Origin of the sequence: uncultured Campylobacter sp., from assembly GCF_938039205.1 — a bacterium.
Lineage (GTDB): Bacteria > Campylobacterota > Campylobacteria > Campylobacterales > Campylobacteraceae > Campylobacter_A.
Map to the genome: position 1 here is coordinate 41,790 of NZ_CALHVM010000005.1, position 22,140 is coordinate 63,929.

Genomic DNA, 22,140 nt, shown 5'->3' on the forward strand with positions numbered 1-22,140 from the left:
AGAAACGATGAAGAAGTATCAAATTTACACTATTATCGCGTTAGTCTTGATGACCGTTTGTTTTACGATCCCGGTTCTTGGATGGTTCGGCGCGAAGGCTAAAATCGCCGCAGGCGAGCCGCTTGCCGGATATTCGTATAAAATTTACGACCTTTACACCTCGTTTCAGTACAAAAATCACTTGATGCCAGACGACGTAAAAGCCAGCCTGCAAAAAGCGATCGAGCAAAAAGCCGAGATCGGCACGCCGTCTTTTCCTATCTGGTACGTCGCGCTTGAAGCGCCAAACTATCCAAAAGATGCCTTTCCGGACGGCATTCCCGTTTATTTCCACGTTGACGGATACGGCGGCGACGTGCACGAGATGAACACCATAAACCACTACATCGGCATGTATCCGATGGAACACGGCGGCAACGTCGAGCGCGCGATTGCGCCTTATTATCTGCTTATTTCCACGCTTTGTATGCTAGCCTTTTTATACTACGACGGCAAATTTAACTCCCTACTCATGGTGCTTCCGACCATAGCTCCGCTGCTTTTCATGGGCGCGTTTGCGGGCTGGCTATACTGGTACGGACACAATATGCAAGAGTGGGGCGCGTTTAAGATCAAACCGTTTATGCCGACCGTGCTTGGCGACGGCAAGGTCGCGCAGTTTACGACGCACTCGTATCCTAGCATAGGATTTTGGGTGATGATGGCTATGAGTGCGCTTTGTATCCTAGCCGTATTTTCAAAGAAAAAAGAGCTCAAAGACGCGAAATGAAATTTAAGCTTTTGCTCTTTTGCGCGCTAAATTTGACGGCCTTGGCCGGTCCGCTGCAAGACGCTATAAACGCCGCCGAACCGGGCGACATCTTGCGCCTAAACGACGGCCTTTACGAAGGAAATATAATCGTAGATAAACCGCTAACGATAATAGGCAAAGGCGAGAACGCCGTGATACGAGGCGACCGCAAATCAAGCGTGATAAAAGTAACGGCAAAAAACGTCAAGCTCATAAATTTAAACATCGAAGGCAGCGGCACGAGTCAAATGAACCTAGACGCGGGCATAAGTTGCGCAAAGGGCAATAATATTTTAGTCGAGAAAAACCGCTTTAAAGACGTGCTTTTTGGTATCGAGCTATCAGAATGCAACCAGGCCGTGATAAGAGATAACAACATCACCTCAAAAGATGGATTTGACGTGCCTAGACGCGGCGACGCCGTGCGCGCGTGGTATTCGCACGAAAATTTGATCGAGCGCAACTACGTCTATAACAGCCGCGACATCGTGGCGTGGTTTTCCAGCAACAACATAATCCGCAAAAATTTCGGCAAAAACAACCGCTACGCCGTGCATACGATGTACTCTACGGGTAACCTCATCGAGGATAACGAATTTAGCGGCGGCGCGGTGGGGATGTATTTTATGTTTTCAACAAATTCCCTCGTGCGCCGAAACGTGATAATCAACTCAAACGGAGCATTCGGCGTGGGTATCGCGCTAAAAGATACCTCGGGCTTTACCGTGAGCGAAAATACCTTTTTATATAACTCGCGCGGCATCTACTCCGACCGCTCGCCGCTAAATCCGGGCGCCGTAAATTTGATCGAAAACAATCAAATTTTATACAACGTCATCGGGCTGCAAATGCACGCGACGCAGGAAAAAAGCGTGTTTAAGGGCAATGATTTTATCGGAAACATGGAAACGGCTATCAACGACACTCCGGGCTCAAAGATCGAGCTAAACGAGTGGAGCGGTAATTATTTCGACGAATACGAAGGACTCGACGTCGATAGAGACGGCATCGGCGATACGCCATACTTGCACTTCGTTTACGCCGACAAGCTTTGGCAGTATTATCCGGCCCTACGCTTTTTCTACGGCTCCACCGTGATTAGCGGGCTAAATTTCCTAGCTAAACTTGCCCCCTTTTCCGAGCCGCTTAAGCTTTTAGAGGACGACTCTCCTAAAATGCGCCCAAACAACGCTCAAAAGGCAACGCTATGAATAGACGAAATTTTATCGCACTAACGGCAGGCGCGGCGGCCGCAGGCTACGGCATCGGATATTTTTTACCCAAAACGCGCGCGGACGAGCTTTTTTTGCGGCCTCCGGGTGCGGTTAAAAATTTCGAATCACTCTGCATAAAATGCGGCCAGTGCGTGCAGGTCTGTCCGTATCACAGCATCGAGCTACTAGATATAACGCAGGGCTACTCAAACGGCACGTCCTATATCGACGCGCACGAGCGAGGCTGCTATCTGTGCGACCTTTTTCCTTGTGTTTTGGCCTGTCCTAGCGGCGCGCTAGATCACGCTACGACGCAGATCAGCGACGTAAAGATGGGCGTGGGCGTGCTGCGAGGACGCGAGGCCTGTCTAGCGTACAAAAACGAAAACGTAAATTTAAACGGCATTACGAAAATGCTTGAGCGTAAAATTTACAACGACCGCGAGCAAGCCGTAAAAGACGCCGTCCAAAATAGCGTGGACAAGCCCTGTGATCTATGCGTGAGCCTCTGTCCGGTCGGAGACGTCGCCATAGCGATGGCTAAAAGCGACGGGCGAAATTTGCCCGAATTTAAACAAGGTTGCGTCGGATGCGGCGTGTGCGCCGAGGTTTGCCCGGTGCAAATCATCGACATCGCGCCAAACCGCGGCTATGAAGAAATTTACAAAGGATAAAAATGAGAAATAAAATTTTAGGCTGTCTCGTCGCCCTCGCTGCTGCCATGCTGATAACGGGCTGCGAAAGCAAAGATGATAAAAAAAGCGCGACGCAAGCGGCAAAAACGCAAGCGACGCCCGCCGCCGCAGGCATGATAGAGACGCAAAAAGCGGACTCAAACGCAACCGCGCAAAAAGACTACGATCAGTTTATGACCTACGATATAAACGGCAAAAAGAGAGTCAAATTTGGCCTGGACGACGAGGAAAGCGAAACTAGCCGCTCGGTAGGCGCACTAGCGATGGTGCGAAGCCCGCTGCAAAGCATAAATTTAAAACTCATCAAAGGGCGGCTTAGCAAGGACTTTATCGTAAAATGCTCCGCCTGTCACGATGACTACGCCAACGGTATCATCGGCCCGTCGCTGCTAAATAAAACCTCGGATCAAATTTACGACATGATCGCCGCATATAAGAGCAAGCAAAAGGCAAATCCGCTGATGAAAGACCTAGTCCAAACCCTAGACGAGGCGCAAATCCGCGCCCTAGCAAATGAAATCAGCGAATTTAACGAGCAATTTAGAAAAAAATAGGAGGCTAAAATGGGAAAGAAAATAGCGATAATCTTTGGAGTTTTGGTACTTGCGCTCATGGTTTTTATGCTAACTAGTCAGCCCTCAGCACCCATAAAGGACGCTAGCAGGCCCGAGCTAAAGCCGGCGCAGCAAACGCAGCCAAAGGTCGTAAACGAAGAGCTAAATTTGCAAGATAGCGAAGAGATCAAAAAGATAAAACAGCTACAAAACAGCGTCGCAAATCAGCCTAGCGACGGCGTTAGCAAGCGATACCTGACCTCCTGCGCGCCTTGTCACGGAGCAAACGGCAAGGGCATAATGGCGCCTAGTATCGCAGGAAAAAGCAAGGACGAAATCCTAGCTTCGCTAAAAAACTACAAAGAGGGCAAGGTGCCAAATAGCCTGATGAAGGGGCTTCTTACGAACGTATCAGACGAGGATTTAGGCTTGCTAGCGGATGAAATTTCAAAATTTAAAGAGTAGAAAATGGACAAGTACGCCACGCGCTGCACGGTCGCCAAAGTCCCGTTTCCAAGCACGCTCACGGTAAAAAACGCCGAGGGCAAAAAGCGCCTTAGCATCCGCGCTTGGCGGCTCATGACGATCGCGCTAGTGCATATTTTGTTCGTGCTTTCTTACCGCGCGGATATTCAAATTTTAGAAGGCGACATCAGCGGATCAAGGATCCTAGGCTTTCATTTGACCGACGCTTTTATGAGCTTTCAGGTATTTGCCGCGACGCACGAGTTTCCGATAAATTTGATCATCGGCACGGCTACGATTTTGCTTTTTTACGCGCTCGTGGGCGGGCGAGCTTTTTGCGGCTGGGTGTGTCCTTATACCTTTTTGGGCGAGATCGGCGAGAAAATCCACGAAAATTTAGCCGCCAAAAAGATAATCAAACGCCGCGAGTTCGATCCCAAATGGCGCTACGTCTTTACCGCGCTTTTTATCGCGATGAGTTTTGCTAGCTCGCAGCTCGTGTTTGAGATTTTTAGCGTAACAGGCATAGTATCGCGCTTTATTATTTACGGTTATTTTCACGCGATTTGGTTTGCCCTTTTCGTGCTTTTAGTCGAGATTTTCTACTCCCGCAGAGGCTGGTGCCGCTACGTCTGTCCCATCGGCGCGACCTACTCACTGCTAACCCGCACCAATGCCGTCAAAGTTAGCTGGAATAAAGAGCGCTGCGACCACTGTTTAGTCTGTATAGATACCTGTCTCGTGCCGCACGTGCTAGAGATCACGAAGAAAAATGCTAAAACAGGCGACGACGAAAATAAAAAAGAATTTCGTCTCGTGGGCGGCGACTGCACGCTTTGCGGGCGCTGTATCGACGTGTGTCACCACGACGCGCTGAAATTTGACAACGGCTTTAAAAAGCTCATCTAAAAGGATAAATTTGATAATCTTAAAAGACATCACAAAGGCTTTTGGCTCGCAAAAGATACTGCAAAACATAAATTTGAGCATAGAAAAGGGGCAAAAAACGGTCGTGCTAGGACAAAACGGCGCCGGCAAAAGCTCGCTGATGCGCATAATCCTGGGCGAATTTAAACCAAACAGCGGCGAGGTGCGAGTAAACGGCTTTGACCCATTTACCGCGCGCAAAGAAGCCCTTAGCGTGATATCTTTCGTCCCGCAAACGCCGCCGCCGCTTAAATTTAACCTAAAGGAGCTTTGCGAGTTCGTCTGCAAAAGCTCGGGCGTAACGCAGGAAAACATAGAGAAATTTTGCGAAAAAATGGAGCTTGATCTAAAAGGAAACTTTCACAAGCCCTTTTACAAACTCTCGGGCGGTATGAAGCAAAAAATGCTAATCGCAATCGCCTTTGCTAAAAATACCGAGGCTATGATGTTTGACGAGCCCACGGCAAATTTAGACCCGAAAGCCAGGCGAAATTTTATGGATCTACTGGGCGAGTTCGCGCGAGAAAAGACGCTGGTTTTCATCTCGCACAGGCTTGATGAGGTGCAAGGCATATCAAACCGCTACGTCGAGATGGATCTGGGGCAAATCGTAAAAGACGAGCTAATCTCTCAAGGAGGCGCGCATGCGTAACCTGCTACTCATCGCCAAACTAGACGTCGCCGAGTCGCTGCGTTCGCGCTGGTTTCTCATCTATATGCTGGTTTTTATGGGGCTTATCGTTACTTTTATCTTTAGCGGCGTGACGGACTCGCGAGTGCTCGGTTTTAGCGGACTTACGCGGCTTTTGCTGCTTTTTATCCAAATTTGTATCGTTATCGTGCCTATTTTTATCCTCATCTCGACCGTACGCAGCATCAGCGCCGACCGCGACACGAATTTGCTTGAGTATATGCTTAGCTTCCCCGTTAGCCTGGGCGAATACTATTTCGGCAAGGCTTTGGGGCGCATTTTCGTCATTTTTGTGCCGCTTTTGCTCTCTTTTGTTTTAGCAGTAGTCGCGGGTCTGGTTAAAAAAATCGAGATCCCGTGGGATATCCTAAGCCTCTACACCGCCCTACTTTTCGCGCTTAGCTTCGTGTTTTTGTCGTTTGGATTTCTCATCTCCTCGGCTATCAAAAATCAAGAAATGGGTCAAGGCGTCGCGTTTTTACTCTGGCTTATCTTGTTAGCATTTTTAGATCTCGCGCTGATGGGCTTTTTGATGAAAAGCAACGTGCGCGAGGATATCATCTTTTTTATCGCGCTCATTAACCCCATCGAGGTCTTTAGGATCGCGGCGATTAGCCTGTTTGATCCAAATTTAGCCGTGATCGGCGTGGCGTCGAATTTTGTGCTAAACAACTTTAGCGCGTTTGGATTCGTGCTTTACTCGATTTTTTACCCGCTGATTTTAGGCGCGATTATGCTTATCGGGGGATATTTTATCTTTAGCAGCAGGGATTTGGTGTAAATTTAGCTAGTCTGCGGTAGGCATTTGGCGTTTAGGCAGGCTAGCTAGTCGTTTTATCAAGCAAATTTGACCGCCGATGCGGCTAAACCGCGATGAAACGACGCTATTTTTACGCTATCCATAACCGCTAAAACCCAAAATTTTTTATCGCGGTGAGGCGTATTAAATTTAAGTTCAAAATTCGCCTTTTATTTTATCGCGGTGATATATTTATTGGACGCCGCCTTACCGACCGGCGGCTGGGTATCTTGACTCCATATATAGTAGCTTAGCAGCTGTTTTGAATAGTCGTCGTTTAAATTTAGATTAAATACAGCCATTATTTATCCTTTGTGTTGAGATTTTATTTTTTGATTTGAAATTTGCTTGGTAAATTTCAAATGATTAGGCTTTTCAACCGCCTTTAAACAAGTCCTCTCTTACCAGGCGATCCGCTATTTCTTCGGCATTGTTTTTATAAATTTTAAAATCGCTATTGCCGCATGTGTCGATTTTAAAGTCATCTTCGCTATATGATCTGGTTTGAATCTCTCTTTCATAATATTGCTTTCTATCCAATAAATCTTTGGGAGTATATCCTTCAGGAACTCTAACCAAAATAGCACTGAATTTAAAATCATCATAAAGAATAAAGCTTTTATCAAGATATAAAAGATATTTATTTAATCCTTTGTATTCAATTACTGGCATATCAAAGCCCGCAAAGCCCTCCGCTAAATTTATCTTTAGCCTTTCTGCTATATTTACGGGTTTCATTTGAAATTTCTCGACAAAAATATTTCTATACAGCAGCCAAGCGTCTTGATTTTTACGTTTTTCTATCTCATACTCTTTGGATAAAACTTCCAACCAATCATCGTTATTAAATTTATCCGTCTCATAAAAGCCTACTTTAACGGCAAATTCTCCATTGCCGTAGTTGCAAGCTTCATTGTCATATACATAATAGCATCTGTCTGTAATAGCGGCATAAAACAATACGGATCTGTCTAAGGTATCTAAAATTCCGCGCTTAAAGCGCTCCTCTTTAGACAAAATTCTATCCTCTTTTAGGCAATAGCCCTGCTTGTATTTGTTGTAATCGGGGATTATACGGATAAATGCGGCGCCAAGTATCGCCGTAAAAAGCACTACCAACCAAACTATCTTTTTAAGTTTGCTACCGAAGAGTTTTTGTTTTAAATTTAAGTTCAAAATTTGCCTTGTTGTTTTATTTTCATTACGATTATATTGTGATTAAACTTAGGTGTTTATAAGCGGGTATCGCTGTTTTAAAATTTAATCTTACAGGGGTCTTTTGCCGGAGCTTAGACGATAGGCAAATTTGACGACCTAGTCGCCAAATTTGCCTCTCATAGCATAAATTTAAGCTTCCTCCGCCGCACCCAAATTTCCCTCGCCGGCGACCAACTGGGCCGCTAGCTTTTTGCTTGATTTAAAGTCCACTTTGCCCGTTCCCAGCACCGGTACGGCCTCTACTTTGTAAATCTTTGAAGGCTGCATGATAGATGGTATCGCAGAAGCTCTGATGCGCGCGACTAGCTCCTCCTCGCTTATCTCGCCGCTAAAGAGCATTACGACTTGCTCGCCCTTTTTCTCGTCGGCGACGTTGGTGCAGACAAAGGTCGCCTCATCACCCAGCACGGCTGAAATTTGGGCCTCGACCGCGCCCAGGCTTATCATCTCGCCGCCGATTTTGGCAAAGCGCGAGAGCCTATCGGTGATAGTTAAGAAGCCCGCCTCATCCAAAAAGCCGATGTCGCCGCTATTATAGTAGCGCACGCCGTCTAGCTCGACGATCGCCTCTTTCGTGCGCTCCTCATCCAGATAGTAGCCCTTCATTACCTGATGGCCGCCGATTAGTATGAGGCCCGCCTGCCCGTTTTCTAGCTTTGCTAGGCTCGTTGGATCGCAGATTCTTATTATCGTGCCGGCCGTCGGTAGGCCTACACTGCCCTCTTTTGAGAAAACGAGCTCTTTAAAAAACTCCGGTTCTAGCACGTTTGCGGTATTTACGCTAACGACTGGCGAGGTCTCGGTCGTGCCGTAGCCCTCGTAAATTTCGACGCCGAATTTCATCTTAAACTCGCGCTTAACGGCCGCGTTTAGCTTCTCCGCGCCGGCGATCGCGTAGCGGATCGTAGAAAACATCAGCGGATTTAGCTTTTTGTTTTTGGTGTAGAGCCTAAAAAACGTCGAAGTGCCAAACATTATCGTCGCGTGGTATTTAGCAACCATCTTACCCACGGCAAAGGCGTCCGTGGGATCAGGCACGTGAGCCGAGGCGATACCCTCGCTAAGCGGAAAAAAGGTCGCCGCGGTAAGCCCGAATGAGTGAAATATCGGTAGCGACGCTAAGATAACGTCGTTGCCGTCCGTATTTACGATCTCTGAAATTTGCTTGATGTTAGCCATTATATTTTTATGCGTTAGCACGATGCCTTTTGGCGTACCTTCGCTGCCGCTGCTAAAGAGTATCGTAGCATCATCGTCGATGCGAACGTCGCGAAAATAAATAAGCTCAAGCAGCCAGTGCGGCATCAAAATCGCCTTTAGCATCGCGCAAATTTTATCGGCCTTGCTTATGCCTTGTGCGACGTCTTCGAGGTAGATTAGTCTGCCTTTTAGCGACTCTTCTAGCTCAAAGCCGCGTGCCTTTAGCTTGGCGATAAACTGGCGCGACGTGATTATACTTCTTAACCCAGCCTTGTCCGCGCAGCCGATCAAATTTTGCTCGCTAAGCGTGTAGTTTAGATTTACGCTTATCTTGCCTCTGATAAATAGCATCAAATTTATAATGCTACCCATCACCGAGGAAGGCAGTATCACGCCGACGTTTCGCTCTTTCAAAAACGAGAATTTAAATTTAGACAAAAACACTAGCACCGTCGCGATAACCTTGAGATTGTTTAGATCAGCGCCCGTGCTATCTACCATCGAGCGTTTAAACAGATCCGCTTTAGCGTGTTTTAGCCAGCTAAACTGCATAGGCTCTAGGGTTTTTAGATACTCTGCCCAGCTAAAAAACGACAGCTCGACGACTTTTTCGCGCACCTGCGGGGCTTTGGTCTCAGGCGCCAAAGGCGCGCCGAAGCTCACCCTGATAGCACGCTTGCCGTCTACTTTACGGCTGATTCTTTGATAGTATTTTTGAGCACGCGAGAAGCTCGAACCCCAAAGACCGCGCAGATAAAACGGCACTATGACAGAGTTCGTATCGCTTGCGGCTATCTCGTAACCGTGCGCAAACTCGTCTATCTGTCCGTTATAGCTGATGTGGCCTTCCGGAAACAACGCCACCACATCGCCGGCATCCAGGCACTCGCGGATCTTTTCTAGCGCGCTTTTGCTCGCTCCCGCGCCAATGGGGATCACGTCAAATAAATTTAACAGCCATTTTAGGTACCAAATTTCATAAAAGCTCTTGTGCATCGCAAATCTGATCGGGCGCGGAGAGGCCATCTGCAGCACCGCCCAGTCTATCCAGCTCATGTGGTTACCAAGCAACAACACGCCGCCTTTTTGCGGGATATTTTCGACGCCGTCGACGTTGATCGTGTAGCCTATCCTAAAAAACGGCATGATAAGCAAACGTGCGAAAAGATGCGGTAGGTACTTTATCGTCGCCAGTGCGCAGATGAGTACGCAAAACGACGTAATGACGAAAATCTCCGGCGTACTAACGGCAAATATGCTAAACGCCATCGCAAGCAGCAAAAACGCCGCCATGAAGATGTTTTGGATAAAGTTACTGCCCGCTAGCGTGCGGCCCATCTGCTCTTCAGACGTGAAAAACTGGATATTAGCATTTAACGGCACGATGAAAACGCCGCCGCTAAAACCGAACAAAAAGGACGCCAGCGTCATAAACGCAGCACTTGAGCCCTGCGCAAACATAAGTAGCGAAGCAAACAGCCCCAGCGCCCCAAAAGGCACGATGCCCATCTCGATGTGGTTTTTCGAGTAGCTGCCAGCTAGCGCCGAGCCGGCGACTAGGCCTATGGTGCTAACAGCTAAAATCGCCTGCACGATCATGACGTTATTATCAGCGCTCATAGCCTTGTAGTGAGCTGGGAAAACGGCGATAACCAGCTGCGCTACCGCCCAAAAAACAGAAAGCCCCAGCGTACATAAAAAGGCGTTTTTGTTGTTAAAGATGTGCCTGGTGTTTTCTTTTAAGTAGCCTAGTTTAAAGTACTTTTTCGCGTCAAATTTAAGCCCCGCGTCGGTTGCCTCGAAAAAGGGAATCTTAAACGTAAAAATAGTCTCGGCTACCGAGCAAACGAAAAGTATCGCGCCGATAAACCAGACCGATTTTATCATCTCGCCCGCGTCCGTGCTCGCTACGGCGTAGCTCTCAAAAATCGCCGAGAAAACAAACGAACCAAGCAAAATCGCCACGATAGTAAAGGCCTGCACGATACCGTTTGCAGCGCCAAGCTTTTCTGCGCCCGTGATTTTTTTAATCAGGCCGTATTTAGCGGGGCTATATATCGCGCTTTGCACCGCTAGCAGCAGTGTCGTGCCAAATGCCACGTAAAACCAGCCGCAAAGGTAGCTTATAGTGATAAAAAGCGTGAGTAAAATTTCGCTCGCCGCCGCGTATCTAGTGATGCGGGTGCGCGAAAATTTGTCGTTTAAAAAGCCCGAAACGCTAAAAAGCATGATGTAGGGCAGCAAGATTAGTAAATTTACGAGCGAGGTCAGGATGATCTGTAAATTTTCATCCTCGATGCTCTTAAAAAGTATGTTTTGGATCGTGATTTTGTGGCCAAGATCGACGACCGCATTGATAAACATAACGATCAAAAAGGGCAAAAAGCCCCTAACCGAAAAAACACCTTTCATTTGTTCTCCTTTTTGTAGGCATCGAAGGTGTGGAAATTTAAGATGTAGGGTTTTAAGATCAAGATATTGTCGAAAACGAGCTTTAAGGCCGCGTTTTTGTCCTTTGATTTCGCGTAAATTTCGCGCGCGCACTCGGCTTCGATTTTGGCCGTTTGCTTGGCTAAATTTATGTAGGTCTGTAAAATTTCCCGCCCGCGCTCGCTCTTTTGGGTTTCTAGCACGATTTGCAGGATCTCGACCTCTTTTTCGGTTAGCTTGCCCCCTCGCATAAAGATAAATCCGTCCTTTATAAATTTATCTAGCTCAGCCTCCGTGATACCTAGCCTCTCGCACGCCTCGCTAGCGCTTAGCGTCTGGGCGAAATTTGACCCCATAAAGGTATCTAGCGAATCAAAAAGCGCCTCGTAGCAGCGCTTAAAACTAAAGCCCTTTTGCTGCGTGAGCGCCTTGACCTCCTTTAGGCTGAGGTGGAAGTTGCTCTGGACGTATTTGATGAAATTTAGCATCAAAAGCGTGTCCTCGCCGTACTGATGGACGTTGTCTTTTACCTTCACGGGCTCGGGCAAAAGTCCCTCTTTTACGTAAAAGAGTATCGTTGATTTGGGCGTTTGCGATAGTTCGCAAAGCTCGCTCATCTTGTAGCTCATCTCTTTCCTTTCGTTAAATTTGACGAAATCTTACGCAAATTTAGCTTAGAAAATCATAAAGTGTAAAGCACCACTTGACACTTTTTAAAATTTAGGCTATGATTTCGTCAAATTTTAAAAAGGAGAAACGATGTTTCGAGATGGTTTTTATAGCGCATGCGAGAGTTTGGAGGCTTTGGGCTTTGACGTAAATTTGAGAGGCGGAAAAACGGCGGCAAATTTGGCCCGCACGAATTCCGCAAGCTTTGATTTGACAGCTCGTAAAACGGAGGCAAATTTAACTCGCGCAAATTTAACCGAGCAAAACGCGCTGGTAAATTTAAGCTCAAATTTGAGAGCGAGCGAGACGGCCGCGCCAAAAACGCTCGGGTTTTGCCAAAACGCGAGTCAAATTTACGCCAAAGGTAAATTTGCCAAAGCGAGCGTAAATTTAACGACAAACGAAGCAAATTTAAGCGGATTTTCATCGGGCAAATTTAACGAAAGCGACTCAGGGGGCCTACAAAGCTCAAATTTAACGCAGATAAAAACCGTCGATATCCACTCGCATTTGCTTAGCGCGGACGTGAAATTCGACCGACTTTACGACAAACTAGCACTCGCATTTTTCGCTAAAAAATTCGACATAAACAGGCGCGAGCTTATAAGAAACGGTTTTGAGGGCTACAAAAGCAACTTTGCGCGGCTGATCAAAAGCTCAATTTTCGTCCAAAAATCCGTAGTTTTCGGCGTCGATGCGAAATTTGATGAGGGCGGAAATCTCGTGCACAAGGACAAAACCGTCTGCGCCTCAAACGAAGATGTTTTTGCCTTTTACGAGCAAAATCCAAACGAAGTCGTGCCGTTTTTTAGCGTAAATCCAAACCGCAAAGACGCGCTAAATTTGATCGAGAAATACCATAAAATGGGCTTTAAAGGCGGCAAGCTGCTGCACTCATACTGGGAGACGGATCTAAACGACAAGCGCTATGAGCCCTATTTTAGGCTACTTAGCGAGCTTGGGCTGCCGCTCGTGATCCACGTGGGCGACGAAAACTCGCTCGCGTCAAACAAGGCGCTTGAGAGTATCGAGCAGCTAAAATCCCCGCTAAATCTAGGTTGCCGCATCGTCTGCGCTCACATGGGCGCCTCAAGCGACGGCGCTCTCACGGCGCTCTCCAGGGACCCCGAGAAATTCGGCGCAAACTACTTCACGCTACTTGGCTGGCTGCGCGAGTTTAACGGGCTGTACGCGGACGTTTCGGCACTGCTTTGCATAAACAAGGCCCGCATCCTGCCGCACCTAAAAACCCAAACGCAAATCCACGACAAAATTCTTTTTGGCACCGATTTTCCCGTGCCTTTTAGCGTGATTTTAAGTAGCTACGACCTGCCGTTTTGCAAGCGTCTCACGCTAAATCGCATCCAAAATCCGCTCGATCGCTACGTGTGCGCGATGAGTATGTATTTTGGCGAGGATTCGCCGATTTTTAGTAACTATAAAAAGATTTTGGGGGAGATTTGAGCTTGGATTTGGGGTGCAAATTTAATAGCGGGCGTGCAAATTTGAGCGCAGTTGGTAAAATTTGCACGTATTTTGACGGCGGTAGATTATAAGGTCAAATTTATGCGCCTTATCTACTGCGCCTAAAAAGCTGCAAATTTGACGACAACTAAATTTAGCAAAGCGAGCGAATTTTACGGCATCTCGGGTAAAATTTAAAACGCCGACTTGCGGTTTTAAATCAAATTAGCAAAGCAAAAGCGTCAAATTTAGCAAGTCCTCCAAATTCGACGCCAAATTTTAAAGCGACAATCTACCACCTACCGCTAGCTCCGCCTCCGCCAAAGCTGCCGCCTCCGCCGCTAAAGCCGCCCCCGGAGCTTCTGCTGCCTCCTCCGCTAGAGCTACTACTGGAGCCGCTCGACGATGATCCGCCTCCGCCACCTCCGCTACCGACCTTCACGTCTTTGACCAAGTAGAAAAATCCCGCGGCAATCCCAAGTACGACGGCAAGTTGAGCTGTGATATCCTCGATACCGAAGCATAAATTTACAAAAAGGCCAATGATGCTAGCGACCATGACGCTAAGGCCGATATTCATGATCATATCGCCTAAAAAAGCCGATGCGATTATCGCCGCAATACCGCCCATTATCCCGTAGACCTCTATTGACATATCATAGTCGCCCTTAGCTTCTATCTCCTTTTTAACCCCCTCATCCCCATCAAGTAGAGCGATGATCTTTTGCGTGCCTATGTTTATGCCGTTTTGGATATCGCCTTTTTTAAACTCAGGGATTATGTAGTAGTTTATGATACTGCTACTAAGAGCGTCCGTTAGAGTACCTTCTAGGCCGTATCCTACCTCTATGCGTACTTGTTTGTCGTTTGGAGCTACTACTAATACTACTCCGTTATCTTTACCTTTTTGTCCTATACCCCAACGTCTAGCTAGTTCTATGGAGTACTCTTCTATTTGAGCGTTACCTAGAGATTCTATAGTAACTACTACTACTTGATTAGTGGTGTTGTTTTCGTGAGTAGCTAGTAATGTTTCTAGTTCGTCTTTTGTGCTCTGGCTTAGTACTCTTGCCTGATCTACTACCCTGCCCGTTAAGGCAGGGAAATTTGAACTCTTTTCATTTGATGTTTGAGTAGCGGTTTGTTTTACGGTTTTGTTTTGTTCAGTAGCATTATCTGCTGCCGATAAATTTATAGCCGTAAGTCCTAAAAGCGTAAAAACGCAAAATAAAGTAGATAAAATGCGTTTCATTTTTGTACCTTGGTTGGGTTATTTGGCGAAAGATACGTCCGGTGCGCTTTGTTCGGACTCGCTTGCTTCAAACGTCGCACGAGTTTTGAGCTCTGGATAAAAAATTGCGGCTATAAACTTATCCGGTATCTTGCGAAGGGCGATGTTATAGTCCTTGACCGCTGCGATATAGTCCTTTCTAGCGACCGCGATGCGATTTTCCGTACCTTCAAGCTGACTTTGAAGGGAGAGGAAATTTTGATCGGCTTTTAGCTGAGGGTAGTTCTCGGTGATAGCCATTAGCCTAGATAGCGCGCCGCCTAAAGTTTTTTGAGCGTTTTCAAACTCTTTTAGCTTAGCAGGATCGTCTATCGAGCTAACGTCGATCGTCATCTGAGAAGCCTTGCTTCTAGCTTCCGTTACTTCCTTAAATACGCCTTCCTCGTGGCTAGCGTAGCCTTGAACTGTTTTTACCAAATTTGGGATAAGATCGGCGCGGCGTTTGTATTGGTTTTGCACCTGAGCCCATTTCTCTTTGACCGTCTCGTCGAGTACCGGAAAGGCGTTAATATACTTCATGGCGATACCGCCGATGATACCTAGGATAACTAGAAAAGCAACTAGATTTTTCATGGGTGCTCCTTGAAAAGATTTTCTATCTCCATTATACATCTAAATACATTTAAAAGTAATAATTTTTAAATAAATTTTACATTGTGTTAAACATATACCTAAAAATTTCCCTAAAAATAAAAATTTAAAGCAAAAAAGTAATATGCTAAATTTGCATATTACTTAAATAATTCTTAAAAAATTATACTAATTTTAAAACTAAATTTATATTTGCCGTTGTATAATAATCTCATAAATTTCAGTAATACCAGAAAGGAGCGAAAATGGAAGAGATAGTAAAGACTACCTGTCCATATTGCGGTACGGGCTGCGGCATCGATCTTATCGTGCGAAACGGTAGAATCGTAGACGCCAAACCCAGCAAAGATCACCACGTAAACGACGGCGAACTTTGCCTAAAAGGAATGTTCGGTTGGGAGTTCGTAAACTCTCCTAAACGCTTAAGTCGACCGATGATGAGAAAGCTAAACGGCGTCTACGACAAGCGCGGCGAGCTTGAAGAAGTGAGTTTTGAGGAGGTTTATGATTTCCTCGCGGATAAATTTAAATCCACCGTCGCAAAATACGGCCCAAACTCGATCATGGGCTTTAGCTCCGCGCGCTCAAATAACGAAGACAACTACGTTTTCCAGAAATTTTTCCGAGCTCAGGGCAGTAACAACGTCGATCACTGCGCCCGTCTTTGACACGCTCCTACAGTGGCAGGTCTTGCCAGCACGCTAGGAAACGGAACGATGACGAACGATTTGGTCGAATTTGCGACTGACACGGACGTATTTTTACTCATCGGTACCAACACGAGCGAGTGTCACCCGATCATCGCTATGCAGATGCAGCGCGGCCTTCAGCGCGGCGCAAAGATGATCGTCGTAGATCCAAAGCGCACCGATATGGCTAAAAAAGCCGATATTTTCTTGCAAATCCCGATCGGAGCGAATATCAAAACGCTAAATACGATGATGCACGTCATAATCGCCGAAAATTTGCAAGATAGCGAGTTTATCGAGAAGTACTCCGAGGGATTTGAATATCTAAAAGAAGCGGTTAAGGACTTTACGCCTGAGCGTTTCGAGCGCGAAACCGGCGTAAAAAAAGAGCTCATCATAGAGGCAGCTAGAATGTATGCTAAAGCAGGCGCGGCGGCGATTTGCTACACGATGGGTATCACGCAGTTTAGCGACGGCACGTCAAACGTCTTTTCGCTATCAAATTTAGCCGTTTTAACTGGAAATTTAGGCAAAAAGGGTGCGGGCGTAAATCCTCTGCGCGGTCAAAACAACGTCCAAGGCGCATGCGACATGGGCGCGCTGCCTAACGTCATCCCGGCCGGCGCGGTAAACAGCCATTACGCGCAGGAGCAAGCGCGCAAAGTATGGCACTTTGAGCTAAATCCGGTTCCGGGCTTTAAGCTAACGCAAGCGCCGGATAAAATGGATAGCGGCGAGCTAAAAGTCCTCTATGTCTACGGCGAAAACCCCGTAATGAGCGACCCTTGGACCGAGCACTTCGTCCACGCCGTCCATCATCTAGACTGCTTTATCGTGCAAGATTTGTTTTTCACAGAGAGCGCGCACAAGGCCGACGTGGTGCTACCTGCAGCGGGCTGGGGAGAAAAGGACGGAACGTTTATAAACACCTCTCGCCGCGTCCAGCGAACGCGCAAAGCTAGCGAACCGGTTAGCGGCGTGGAGCCTGACTGGAAGGTCGTTTGCAACATCGCAAACCGCATGGGGCTAGAGGGATTTGATTTTGCTAGCCCTGAGCAAATTTGGAACGAACTAAGAGAGCTTATGCCTAAATTTTTCGGCGGTATCAGCTACTATAGACTAGGTAAACTAGGCGGTATCAGCTGGCCTTGCCTCGACGAGGAGCATCCGGGTACGCCGGTGCTTTACGCAGATCACAAGTCCATGCTGCCTGGCGGTAAATTCCGCTTCGCGCCGGTACTTTACGTAGATGATAAAGAGGGGCGCGCAAAGGCTGAGGCCGAATTTAGAGCCAAGATGAATATCCCAGATGGCTACCCAGTCGGTAGCGGCGCGCTTAGCGAAGTGCCAGACGAGGTCTATCCGTGCCTATTTACGACCGGACGCAAGGTCTATCACTACCACACGGGTACGATGACGAGAGAGTGCCCTGCCCTAGAGTACGGCGCTGGCGTAGAGGGCGCACTCATAGAGGTGAGCCCGGATATCGCTCGCGAGAGAGAGCTAGAGGAAGGCTGCTACGCGCTCGTGCAAAACAAACGCGGACAGATCGCGGCCAAGCTTCGCGTAAATCCGGATCTAAAAGAAGGCACGATATTTACGACCTTCCACTATAGCGAGGCCGACGGCAACGAGCTAGCAAACGCCGGCGACCCAGATCCGCTCTCAGGCATCACGCCGCTAAAGATGACGATAGCAAACATCAGGCGTCTAAGCGAAGAGGAATTTATCAAATTTAGAGAGCAAAACGAGATGTCGATGCACTCGGCAAATCCGTATTTATCGCCTGTTAGAGCGTAAATTTAGGGCGGGAGACCGCCCTTTCTACTTAAATTTATCCATTTTTATTTTAAATTTACCTGCATTCAAATTTGACGAACTATCTATGTAAAATTTAGTGAAGCTAAAGAAACGCGAGTTAGATTTGACGCAGTCAAACCGCGTCAAATTTGGTGTAATAGTTCGCCCCGCCAAAGCGCGGAGCGAAAATTTAGAAGCTGTATTTTAGCCTGTCGCCCGCGTAATAAGCAAGCTTCCAGGTCGGAGTTTGTTTTAGGTCTTTAAAGCCGTAGCCGCGAGCCTTGACTCTGTCGCCGTAGATTTTTTCTATCATTGCAGATTCGCCTACTAGCAGCGCCTTTGTCGAACACATAGCCGCACAAACCGGCACTTTACCTTCGGAAATTCTATCCTGGCCGTACTCTTCGCGCTCAGCTTCGCTATTTGTCGGTAGCGGACCGCCTGCACACATCGTGCACTTATCCATCGAGCCTTTCGCGCCAAATACTCCCTCGCGCGGGAACTGAGGCGCGCCGAACGGACACGCGTATAGGCAGTATCCGCAGCCGATGCAGATATCTTTGTCGTGTAGCACGATACCATCGCTCCTGATATAAAAGCAATCAACCGGGCAAACCAGCGAGCACGGAGCTTCCTCGCAGTGCATGCAGGCTATCGAGGTTGATATTTCCTTACCGGGTACGCCTTCGTTTAGCGTGATGACGCGGCGGCGGCGGATGCCAAGAGGCAGCTCGTGAGCCTCGTCGCAAGCCACCGCACAGCCGTTACAGTCGATACATCTATCGTCGTCGCAGTAAAATTTAAGTCTATTGTTATCGTTAAATTCGCTCATTTTACGCCTTTTCTATGCGGCATAGACCGCTTTTGGTTTCAGGAATCTGAGTGTTTATATCATATCCATAGTTAGTGACGGTATTTGCGCTCTCGCCTACCGCATAAGGCTTGGTGCCTTCCGGGAAATTACCCGTCATATCAACGCCTTGCATATAACCCGCATAATGAAACGGCATAAAGATGGTGTCGGGTTTAACGGACGGTACCACTCTGGCGCGCACCTTAACCTTGGTACCTTCAGGCGAATGAACCCAGATGAAATCCCAGTTTTTAATGCCGTGTTTAGCCGCAAGTTCAGGGTGGATATCCGCAAACATCTCAGGCGTCAAGCGGCTTAGATACATACTAGCTCTCGTCTCCATGCCCGCGCCGCTAAAATTTACGAGGCGAGCCGTCGTGAGGATAATAGGAAATTCTTTTGAGTAGTCCTTTGCTAGCTGGACGGATTTAAATTTTGTATCGACGCGGTTTTGAAGTTTCTTATCCTCAAAGCTCGGATACTTCTGCGCTAGATCAAATCTAGGCGTATGCAGCGGCTCTCTGTGAAGAGGAATTTGATCCGCAAAAGTCCAAACGATCGTCCTAGCTCGCGCGTTGCCGTACGGAGCGATGTTTTTCTCCATGCATTTTTTAGCGATGATATTACTATCGTCATGTATCCAGCTGCCGCCTATTTTAGCCTTTTCATCCTCGGTTAGCGTGATACCTAGCACCTTTTCGATGTTATCTTTTTTGATCTCCGGATATCCGCCCTTGACAAACGAATCTACGGGCGCGCTACCGTCTGCGGCTAATTGGCTAACTCCGTTATGCTCTAAGCCGAAGCGGTTTCTAAAACCCATACCGCCTTGCCTAACGGACTTGTTTATATCGTAAAGTATCGGGCTACCCGGATGATCCTCAGTCCAGCACGGCCACGGCAAGCCGTAGTATTCGCCTTCGACTACGGTGCCCGGTTTTCCTAGACTTGTTTTTTCGTCAAATTTATCCCAGTTTTCTTGGTGCTTTTTGAGCCTTTCCGGAGTCCAGCCCGTCATGCCGATAGTTTTTATTATATTTGCGATCTCGCGCGTAGCGACCTCAGGCCACTCGATCTTGCCTTCAGCGTCTCTGATCGTGCGCGTTAGTTCGTCATAGTATCCTAGCCTTTTGGCAAGCTCGAATAAAATTTCGTGATCGGGCATACTCTCAAACAAAGGCTCTACGACCTGGCTTCTCCACTGGCCGCTGCGGTTTGTCGCTACAACCGTACCGCTGGTTTCAAACTGCGTCGCCGCAGGCAGTATATAGACGTCGTCTTTTTTGTCCGTTATTACGCCGGCATCGTTTACGAAAGGATCTACTAGAACCAAAAGCTCAAGCGCGTCTAGGCCTTCTTTTACTTTTACTTGTTGCGCGGTAGAGGTGATGCCGTTGCCGATTACCACTAAGGCTTTTATACTGTCGCCGGCATTATCTACGGCTTCGTTGCCGTTCTTACCGTCAAGCACGCCTGCCCACCATTTTGATAGCGTAAATCCGGGCTTAAACATCATTTCAGGCTTAACGAAATTCTTTTGGAGCCATTCAAAATCGACCTTCCACATCTTAGCGAAGTATTTCCAGTTAGCTTCGTTTTTTGGATAGTATCCGGGTAACTCGGTCGGCAAATTCGCCATATCCGTCGCGCCTTGAACGTTGTCGTGGCCGCGAAGGATATTACAGCCGCCGCCGCTAACACCCATATTTCCTAGCACTAGTTGCAGGATCGGAGCGATACGGGTATTTGAGCTGCCTATGGTGTGCTGAGTTAGACCCATCGCCCAAACGACCGATCCCGGGCGATTTTTGGCATAAACTTCGGTTATCTCAAGAAGCGTCTCTTTTTTGATCCCGCAAACATCGGCCACGACTTCAGGCGTCCATTTGGCAGCCTCTTCGCGGATCAGATCCATACCGTAGACGCGGTCGTTTATAAATTCCTTATCTTCCCAGCCGTTTTGAAAGATGATATTCATCATGCCGTACATAAAAGGTATATCCGTGCCGGTGCGAATTTGAGCGAAATAATCAGCCTTAGCCGCAGTTCTCGTGTATCTTGGATCGACCACGATTAGCTTTGCGCCGTTATTTTCCTTAGCTTTTAGAAAATGTCTAAAGCCGACCGGGTGATTTACCGCCGGATTTGCGCCCACTATAAAGATAGACTTCGCGTTTTGGATATCTCCAAGATGATTGGTCATAGCTCCGTAACCCCAAGTATTCGCCACACCGGCGACTGTAGAGCTGTGTCAAAGACGTGCTTGGTGATCTAGATTATTAGTCCCGAACATCGCTACGAATTTGCTTATATAATAGCTTTGTTCGTTACAATCTTTTGCAGAGCCTAGAAACATTACTTGTTCTGGATTTTTTTCGCGATACGCTTTTAGTTTGGCGCCGATTTCATCAAGAGCCTCTTTATAGCTGATGCGTTTCCATTTGCCGCCTACTTTTTTCATCGGGTATTTTACGCGGCAGTGAGAGCGCACCATATCGATGACGTCGCTGCCCTTACAGCAGTGGCCGCCAGCGCTTACCGGGTGATCTTGGGCTACTTCTTGGCGTACCCAAACGCCGTTTTCTACCTCGGCGCGCACTCCGCATCCAACGGAGCAAACCGTACAAACGGTTTTTACGATTTTAGAGTTTGGAAACGGATTTGCCATTTCTTCTTTTGTGGCGCTTCTAGTTACGCCGCTAGCAGCTAGCCCGCTTATGCCGCCCGCTACGCCCGCTAGCGCGGCCATTTTTAAAAACGATCTTCGCCCGACTGCGTTTGAGTGGGGCATAAGACGTAAATTTGCCTCAGACATATTTATCCTTTCTTAAATTTTTATTATTTCGCTTGTTCGTAGTATAGATCCCAGTTTTTGCTTCTTTTATAAAGCACCTCGGTCTTTTTACTTTTGCCGTATTTTAGGTTTGACGCCGCTGCCGTCGCTACTCCGGCCGTAGCCGCTACTGCGCCGACTAGCCCCGCCTTTTTTAAAAATTCTCGCCTATTTTTTTGCATTTTCTTCCTCCATAGCTTTTAGCTTTCTCACTCGGTTTTTTTGCCTTCTTATGGCCTCAGATCTTGAAACTCCGTCCAAAGTTTTTTTGTTTTCGCCTTGATTTATAGGACGAGGCGCGCTTAAAACTACGCGCTCAAACTCTATAAATCCTTGCAAAAGCACTGCAACGTCTTTGTAAACTTCGCTGCTTTCGTGGTTAAAAAGATCATTTATAAACTCGTCGATATTTGGGTTTATGATCTCTTTAAAAAGCTGCTCCTGAAGCTCGCCGTATAGCTCCAGCTCGCTCTCTCGCGCGATAAATTCGCTCATTAGCGCAAACACGAAACCCACGTTGTCTTCGTTTTCTTTAAATTTAGCCTCGTCGCGCCTAATGTCTGTGCGGGCTAAAATTTTACGCACTTTTGCGCAGGCGTGTCCGACCTCGTAGCCCTCGTCGTAGTAGGACAGCGAGTTTCTAAGCGGACTTGGCAGAGCGTGGAAAATTTCGTCGAATTCATCCGCTAAATTTTGCGGATTTTTTTCGTCGAATTTTGCCTGTATGCGCATTATCGCGGCGGCCGATTCTTTGTTTAGAGCGTGCGCCGAGGTAAGGCCTAGCATCGCATTTAGGCCGGTAAATCTATCGCCACTTAGACTAAAAACGAAAAAACGCGAAAAAAGCGAGTAGTAAAGTCCTCGTCCCGCCGCAAATTCGCCCTTGCTGGTCATCGCTTTCCTTTATCATTTTTGTCTATTTTTTGAGATTTTTCTCGATTGTGAAACTATACTACTTTTTGGCTTA

Annotated in this window: 20 protein-coding genes; 10 read left to right on the forward strand and 10 right to left on the reverse strand. The window is 47.3% G+C overall.

The window, feature by feature from the left end; all coding sequences use genetic code 11:
• The first annotated feature begins 7 nt into the window (after positions 1–7).
• Genes Q0394_RS00550 through Q0394_RS00585 form a run of 8 tightly spaced genes read left to right on the forward strand, consistent with a single transcriptional unit; the run spans position 8 to position 6,117 of the window.
• A complete protein-coding gene (locus Q0394_RS00550; protein WP_298944932.1) occupies positions 8–769 on the forward strand; it encodes a cytochrome C in 762 nt (253 codons plus the stop codon).
• The gene (locus Q0394_RS00555) at positions 766–2,001 is read left to right on the forward strand and encodes a nitrous oxide reductase family maturation protein NosD (RefSeq protein WP_298944935.1); all 1,236 of its coding nucleotides are present in this window, start codon (positions 766–768) and stop codon (positions 1,999–2,001) included. The genes Q0394_RS00550 and Q0394_RS00555 overlap by 4 nt, the downstream gene beginning before the upstream one ends.
• Entirely contained in the window at positions 1,998–2,678 is a 681-nt protein-coding gene (locus tag Q0394_RS00560; RefSeq protein ID WP_298944937.1) for a 4Fe-4S dicluster domain-containing protein, read from the forward strand. Before Q0394_RS00555 ends, Q0394_RS00560 begins: the two co-directional genes overlap by 4 nt.
• Before the next feature lie 2 nt (positions 2,679–2,680).
• Entirely contained in the window at positions 2,681–3,253 is a 573-nt protein-coding gene (locus Q0394_RS00565; protein ID WP_298944939.1) for a hypothetical protein, read from the forward strand.
• A 9-nt stretch (positions 3,254–3,262) separates the two neighbouring features.
• Positions 3,263–3,718, forward strand: a complete 456-nt coding sequence (locus tag Q0394_RS00570) for a c-type cytochrome (protein WP_298944941.1) — start codon at positions 3,263–3,265, stop codon at positions 3,716–3,718.
• 3 nt (positions 3,719–3,721) lie between these two features.
• Complete coding sequence (locus tag Q0394_RS00575) at positions 3,722–4,627, forward strand: NapH/MauN family ferredoxin-type protein (RefSeq protein ID WP_298944943.1); 906 nt, start codon at positions 3,722–3,724, stop codon at positions 4,625–4,627.
• Positions 4,628–4,637: 10 nt separating this feature from the next.
• Positions 4,638–5,297 (forward strand): ABC transporter ATP-binding protein, encoded by a 660-nt coding sequence (locus tag Q0394_RS00580; RefSeq protein WP_298944945.1) that lies wholly within the window; start codon positions 4,638–4,640, stop codon positions 5,295–5,297.
• On the forward strand, positions 5,290–6,117 hold the full coding sequence (locus Q0394_RS00585; protein ID WP_298944947.1) for an ABC transporter permease subunit: 828 nt from the start codon (positions 5,290–5,292) through the stop codon (positions 6,115–6,117). The genes Q0394_RS00580 and Q0394_RS00585 overlap by 8 nt, the downstream gene beginning before the upstream one ends.
• A gap of 188 nt (positions 6,118–6,305) precedes the next feature.
• On the opposite strand, the gene Q0394_RS00590 is transcribed toward Q0394_RS00585, so the two are convergent.
• The 4 genes from Q0394_RS00590 to Q0394_RS00605 form a co-directional block, all read right to left on the reverse strand.
• Positions 6,306–6,437, reverse strand: coding sequence for a hypothetical protein (locus tag Q0394_RS00590; RefSeq protein WP_298944948.1), 132 nt, complete (start codon positions 6,435–6,437; stop codon positions 6,306–6,308).
• Positions 6,438–6,510: 73 nt separating this feature from the next.
• Positions 6,511–7,311, reverse strand: a complete 801-nt coding sequence (locus tag Q0394_RS00595) for a hypothetical protein (protein WP_298944951.1) — start codon at positions 7,309–7,311, stop codon at positions 6,511–6,513.
• A gap of 171 nt (positions 7,312–7,482) precedes the next feature.
• A complete protein-coding gene (locus Q0394_RS00600; protein ID WP_298944953.1) occupies positions 7,483–10,965 on the reverse strand; it encodes an acyl-[ACP]--phospholipid O-acyltransferase in 3,483 nt (1,160 codons plus the stop codon).
• Complete coding sequence (locus Q0394_RS00605) at positions 10,962–11,612, reverse strand: MerR family transcriptional regulator (RefSeq protein WP_298944955.1); 651 nt, start codon at positions 11,610–11,612, stop codon at positions 10,962–10,964. Before Q0394_RS00605 ends, Q0394_RS00600 begins: the two co-directional genes overlap by 4 nt.
• 130 nt (positions 11,613–11,742) lie before the next feature.
• Between Q0394_RS00605 and Q0394_RS00610 the strand changes: the two genes are divergently transcribed.
• Positions 11,743–13,116, forward strand: a complete 1,374-nt coding sequence (locus Q0394_RS00610; RefSeq protein ID WP_298944957.1) for an amidohydrolase family protein — start codon at positions 11,743–11,745, stop codon at positions 13,114–13,116.
• 292 nt (positions 13,117–13,408) lie between these two features.
• Here the strand turns inward: Q0394_RS00610 and Q0394_RS00615 are convergent, their stop codons facing one another.
• Both Q0394_RS00615 and Q0394_RS00620 read right to left on the reverse strand, forming a co-directional pair.
• Positions 13,409–14,368 (reverse strand): TPM domain-containing protein, encoded by a 960-nt coding sequence (locus tag Q0394_RS00615; RefSeq protein ID WP_298944959.1) that lies wholly within the window; start codon positions 14,366–14,368, stop codon positions 13,409–13,411.
• 18 nt (positions 14,369–14,386) lie between these two features.
• On the reverse strand, positions 14,387–14,980 hold the full coding sequence (locus tag Q0394_RS00620) for a LemA family protein (RefSeq protein WP_171992804.1): 594 nt from the start codon (positions 14,978–14,980) through the stop codon (positions 14,387–14,389).
• Between the two features lie 263 nt (positions 14,981–15,243).
• On the opposite strand from Q0394_RS00620, the gene Q0394_RS11935 reads away from it, so the two are divergent.
• Positions 15,244–17,487 carry a molybdopterin-dependent oxidoreductase gene (locus Q0394_RS11935; protein ID WP_366115479.1) on the forward strand — a complete coding sequence of 748 codons (2,244 nt, stop codon included), beginning with the start codon at positions 15,244–15,246 and terminating at the stop codon, positions 17,485–17,487.
• 190 nt (positions 17,488–17,677) lie between these two features.
• Here the strand turns inward: Q0394_RS11935 and fdh3B are convergent, their stop codons facing one another.
• The 4 genes from fdh3B to Q0394_RS00650 are packed head-to-tail and all read right to left on the reverse strand — an operon-like array spanning position 17,678 to position 22,067.
• Entirely contained in the window at positions 17,678–18,319 is a 642-nt protein-coding gene (fdh3B, locus tag Q0394_RS00635; protein ID WP_298944960.1) for a formate dehydrogenase FDH3 subunit beta, read from the reverse strand.
• A gap of 1 nt (position 18,320) precedes the next feature.
• Positions 18,321–21,131 carry a molybdopterin-dependent oxidoreductase gene (locus Q0394_RS00640; RefSeq protein ID WP_298944973.1) on the reverse strand — a complete coding sequence of 937 codons (2,811 nt, stop codon included), beginning with the start codon at positions 21,129–21,131 and terminating at the stop codon, positions 18,321–18,323.
• A gap of 47 nt (positions 21,132–21,178) precedes the next feature.
• Complete coding sequence (locus tag Q0394_RS00645; RefSeq protein WP_009496297.1) at positions 21,179–21,355, reverse strand: twin-arginine translocation signal domain-containing protein; 177 nt, start codon at positions 21,353–21,355, stop codon at positions 21,179–21,181.
• Positions 21,342–22,067 carry a molecular chaperone TorD family protein gene (locus Q0394_RS00650; RefSeq protein WP_298944963.1) on the reverse strand — a complete coding sequence of 242 codons (726 nt, stop codon included), beginning with the start codon at positions 22,065–22,067 and terminating at the stop codon, positions 21,342–21,344. The genes Q0394_RS00645 and Q0394_RS00650 overlap by 14 nt, the downstream gene beginning before the upstream one ends.
• Positions 22,068–22,140 lie beyond the last annotated feature (73 nt).

Excerpts from the sequence above, each read along its gene's own strand:
- Q0394_RS00550 (WP_298944932.1), top strand. The coding sequence starts at position 8 with ATGAAGAAGTATCAAATTTACACTATTATCGCGTTAGTCTTGATGACC.
- Q0394_RS00555 (WP_298944935.1), top strand. The coding sequence starts at position 766 with ATGAAATTTAAGCTTTTGCTCTTTTGCGCGCTAAATTTGACGGCCTTG.
- Q0394_RS00560 (WP_298944937.1), top strand. The coding sequence starts at position 1,998 with ATGAATAGACGAAATTTTATCGCACTAACGGCAGGCGCGGCGGCCGCA.
- Q0394_RS00565 (WP_298944939.1), top strand. The coding sequence starts at position 2,681 with ATGAGAAATAAAATTTTAGGCTGTCTCGTCGCCCTCGCTGCTGCCATG.
- Q0394_RS00570 (WP_298944941.1), top strand. The coding sequence starts at position 3,263 with ATGGGAAAGAAAATAGCGATAATCTTTGGAGTTTTGGTACTTGCGCTC.
- Q0394_RS00575 (WP_298944943.1), top strand. The coding sequence starts at position 3,722 with ATGGACAAGTACGCCACGCGCTGCACGGTCGCCAAAGTCCCGTTTCCA.
- Q0394_RS00585 (WP_298944947.1), top strand. The coding sequence starts at position 5,290 with ATGCGTAACCTGCTACTCATCGCCAAACTAGACGTCGCCGAGTCGCTG.
- Q0394_RS00590 (WP_298944948.1), bottom strand. The coding sequence starts at position 6,437 with ATGGCTGTATTTAATCTAAATTTAAACGACGACTATTCAAAACAGCTG.
- Q0394_RS00600 (WP_298944953.1), bottom strand. The coding sequence starts at position 10,965 with ATGAAAGGTGTTTTTTCGGTTAGGGGCTTTTTGCCCTTTTTGATCGTT.
- Q0394_RS00605 (WP_298944955.1), bottom strand. The coding sequence starts at position 11,612 with ATGAGCTACAAGATGAGCGAGCTTTGCGAACTATCGCAAACGCCCAAA.
- Q0394_RS00610 (WP_298944957.1), top strand. The coding sequence starts at position 11,743 with ATGTTTCGAGATGGTTTTTATAGCGCATGCGAGAGTTTGGAGGCTTTG.
- Q0394_RS00615 (WP_298944959.1), bottom strand. The coding sequence starts at position 14,368 with ATGAAACGCATTTTATCTACTTTATTTTGCGTTTTTACGCTTTTAGGA.
- Q0394_RS00620 (WP_171992804.1), bottom strand. The coding sequence starts at position 14,980 with ATGAAAAATCTAGTTGCTTTTCTAGTTATCCTAGGTATCATCGGCGGT.
- fdh3B (WP_298944960.1), bottom strand. The coding sequence starts at position 18,319 with ATGAGCGAATTTAACGATAACAATAGACTTAAATTTTACTGCGACGAC.
- Q0394_RS00645 (WP_009496297.1), bottom strand. The coding sequence starts at position 21,355 with ATGCAAAAAAATAGGCGAGAATTTTTAAAAAAGGCGGGGCTAGTCGGC.
- Q0394_RS00650 (WP_298944963.1), bottom strand. The coding sequence starts at position 22,067 with ATGACCAGCAAGGGCGAATTTGCGGCGGGACGAGGACTTTACTACTCG.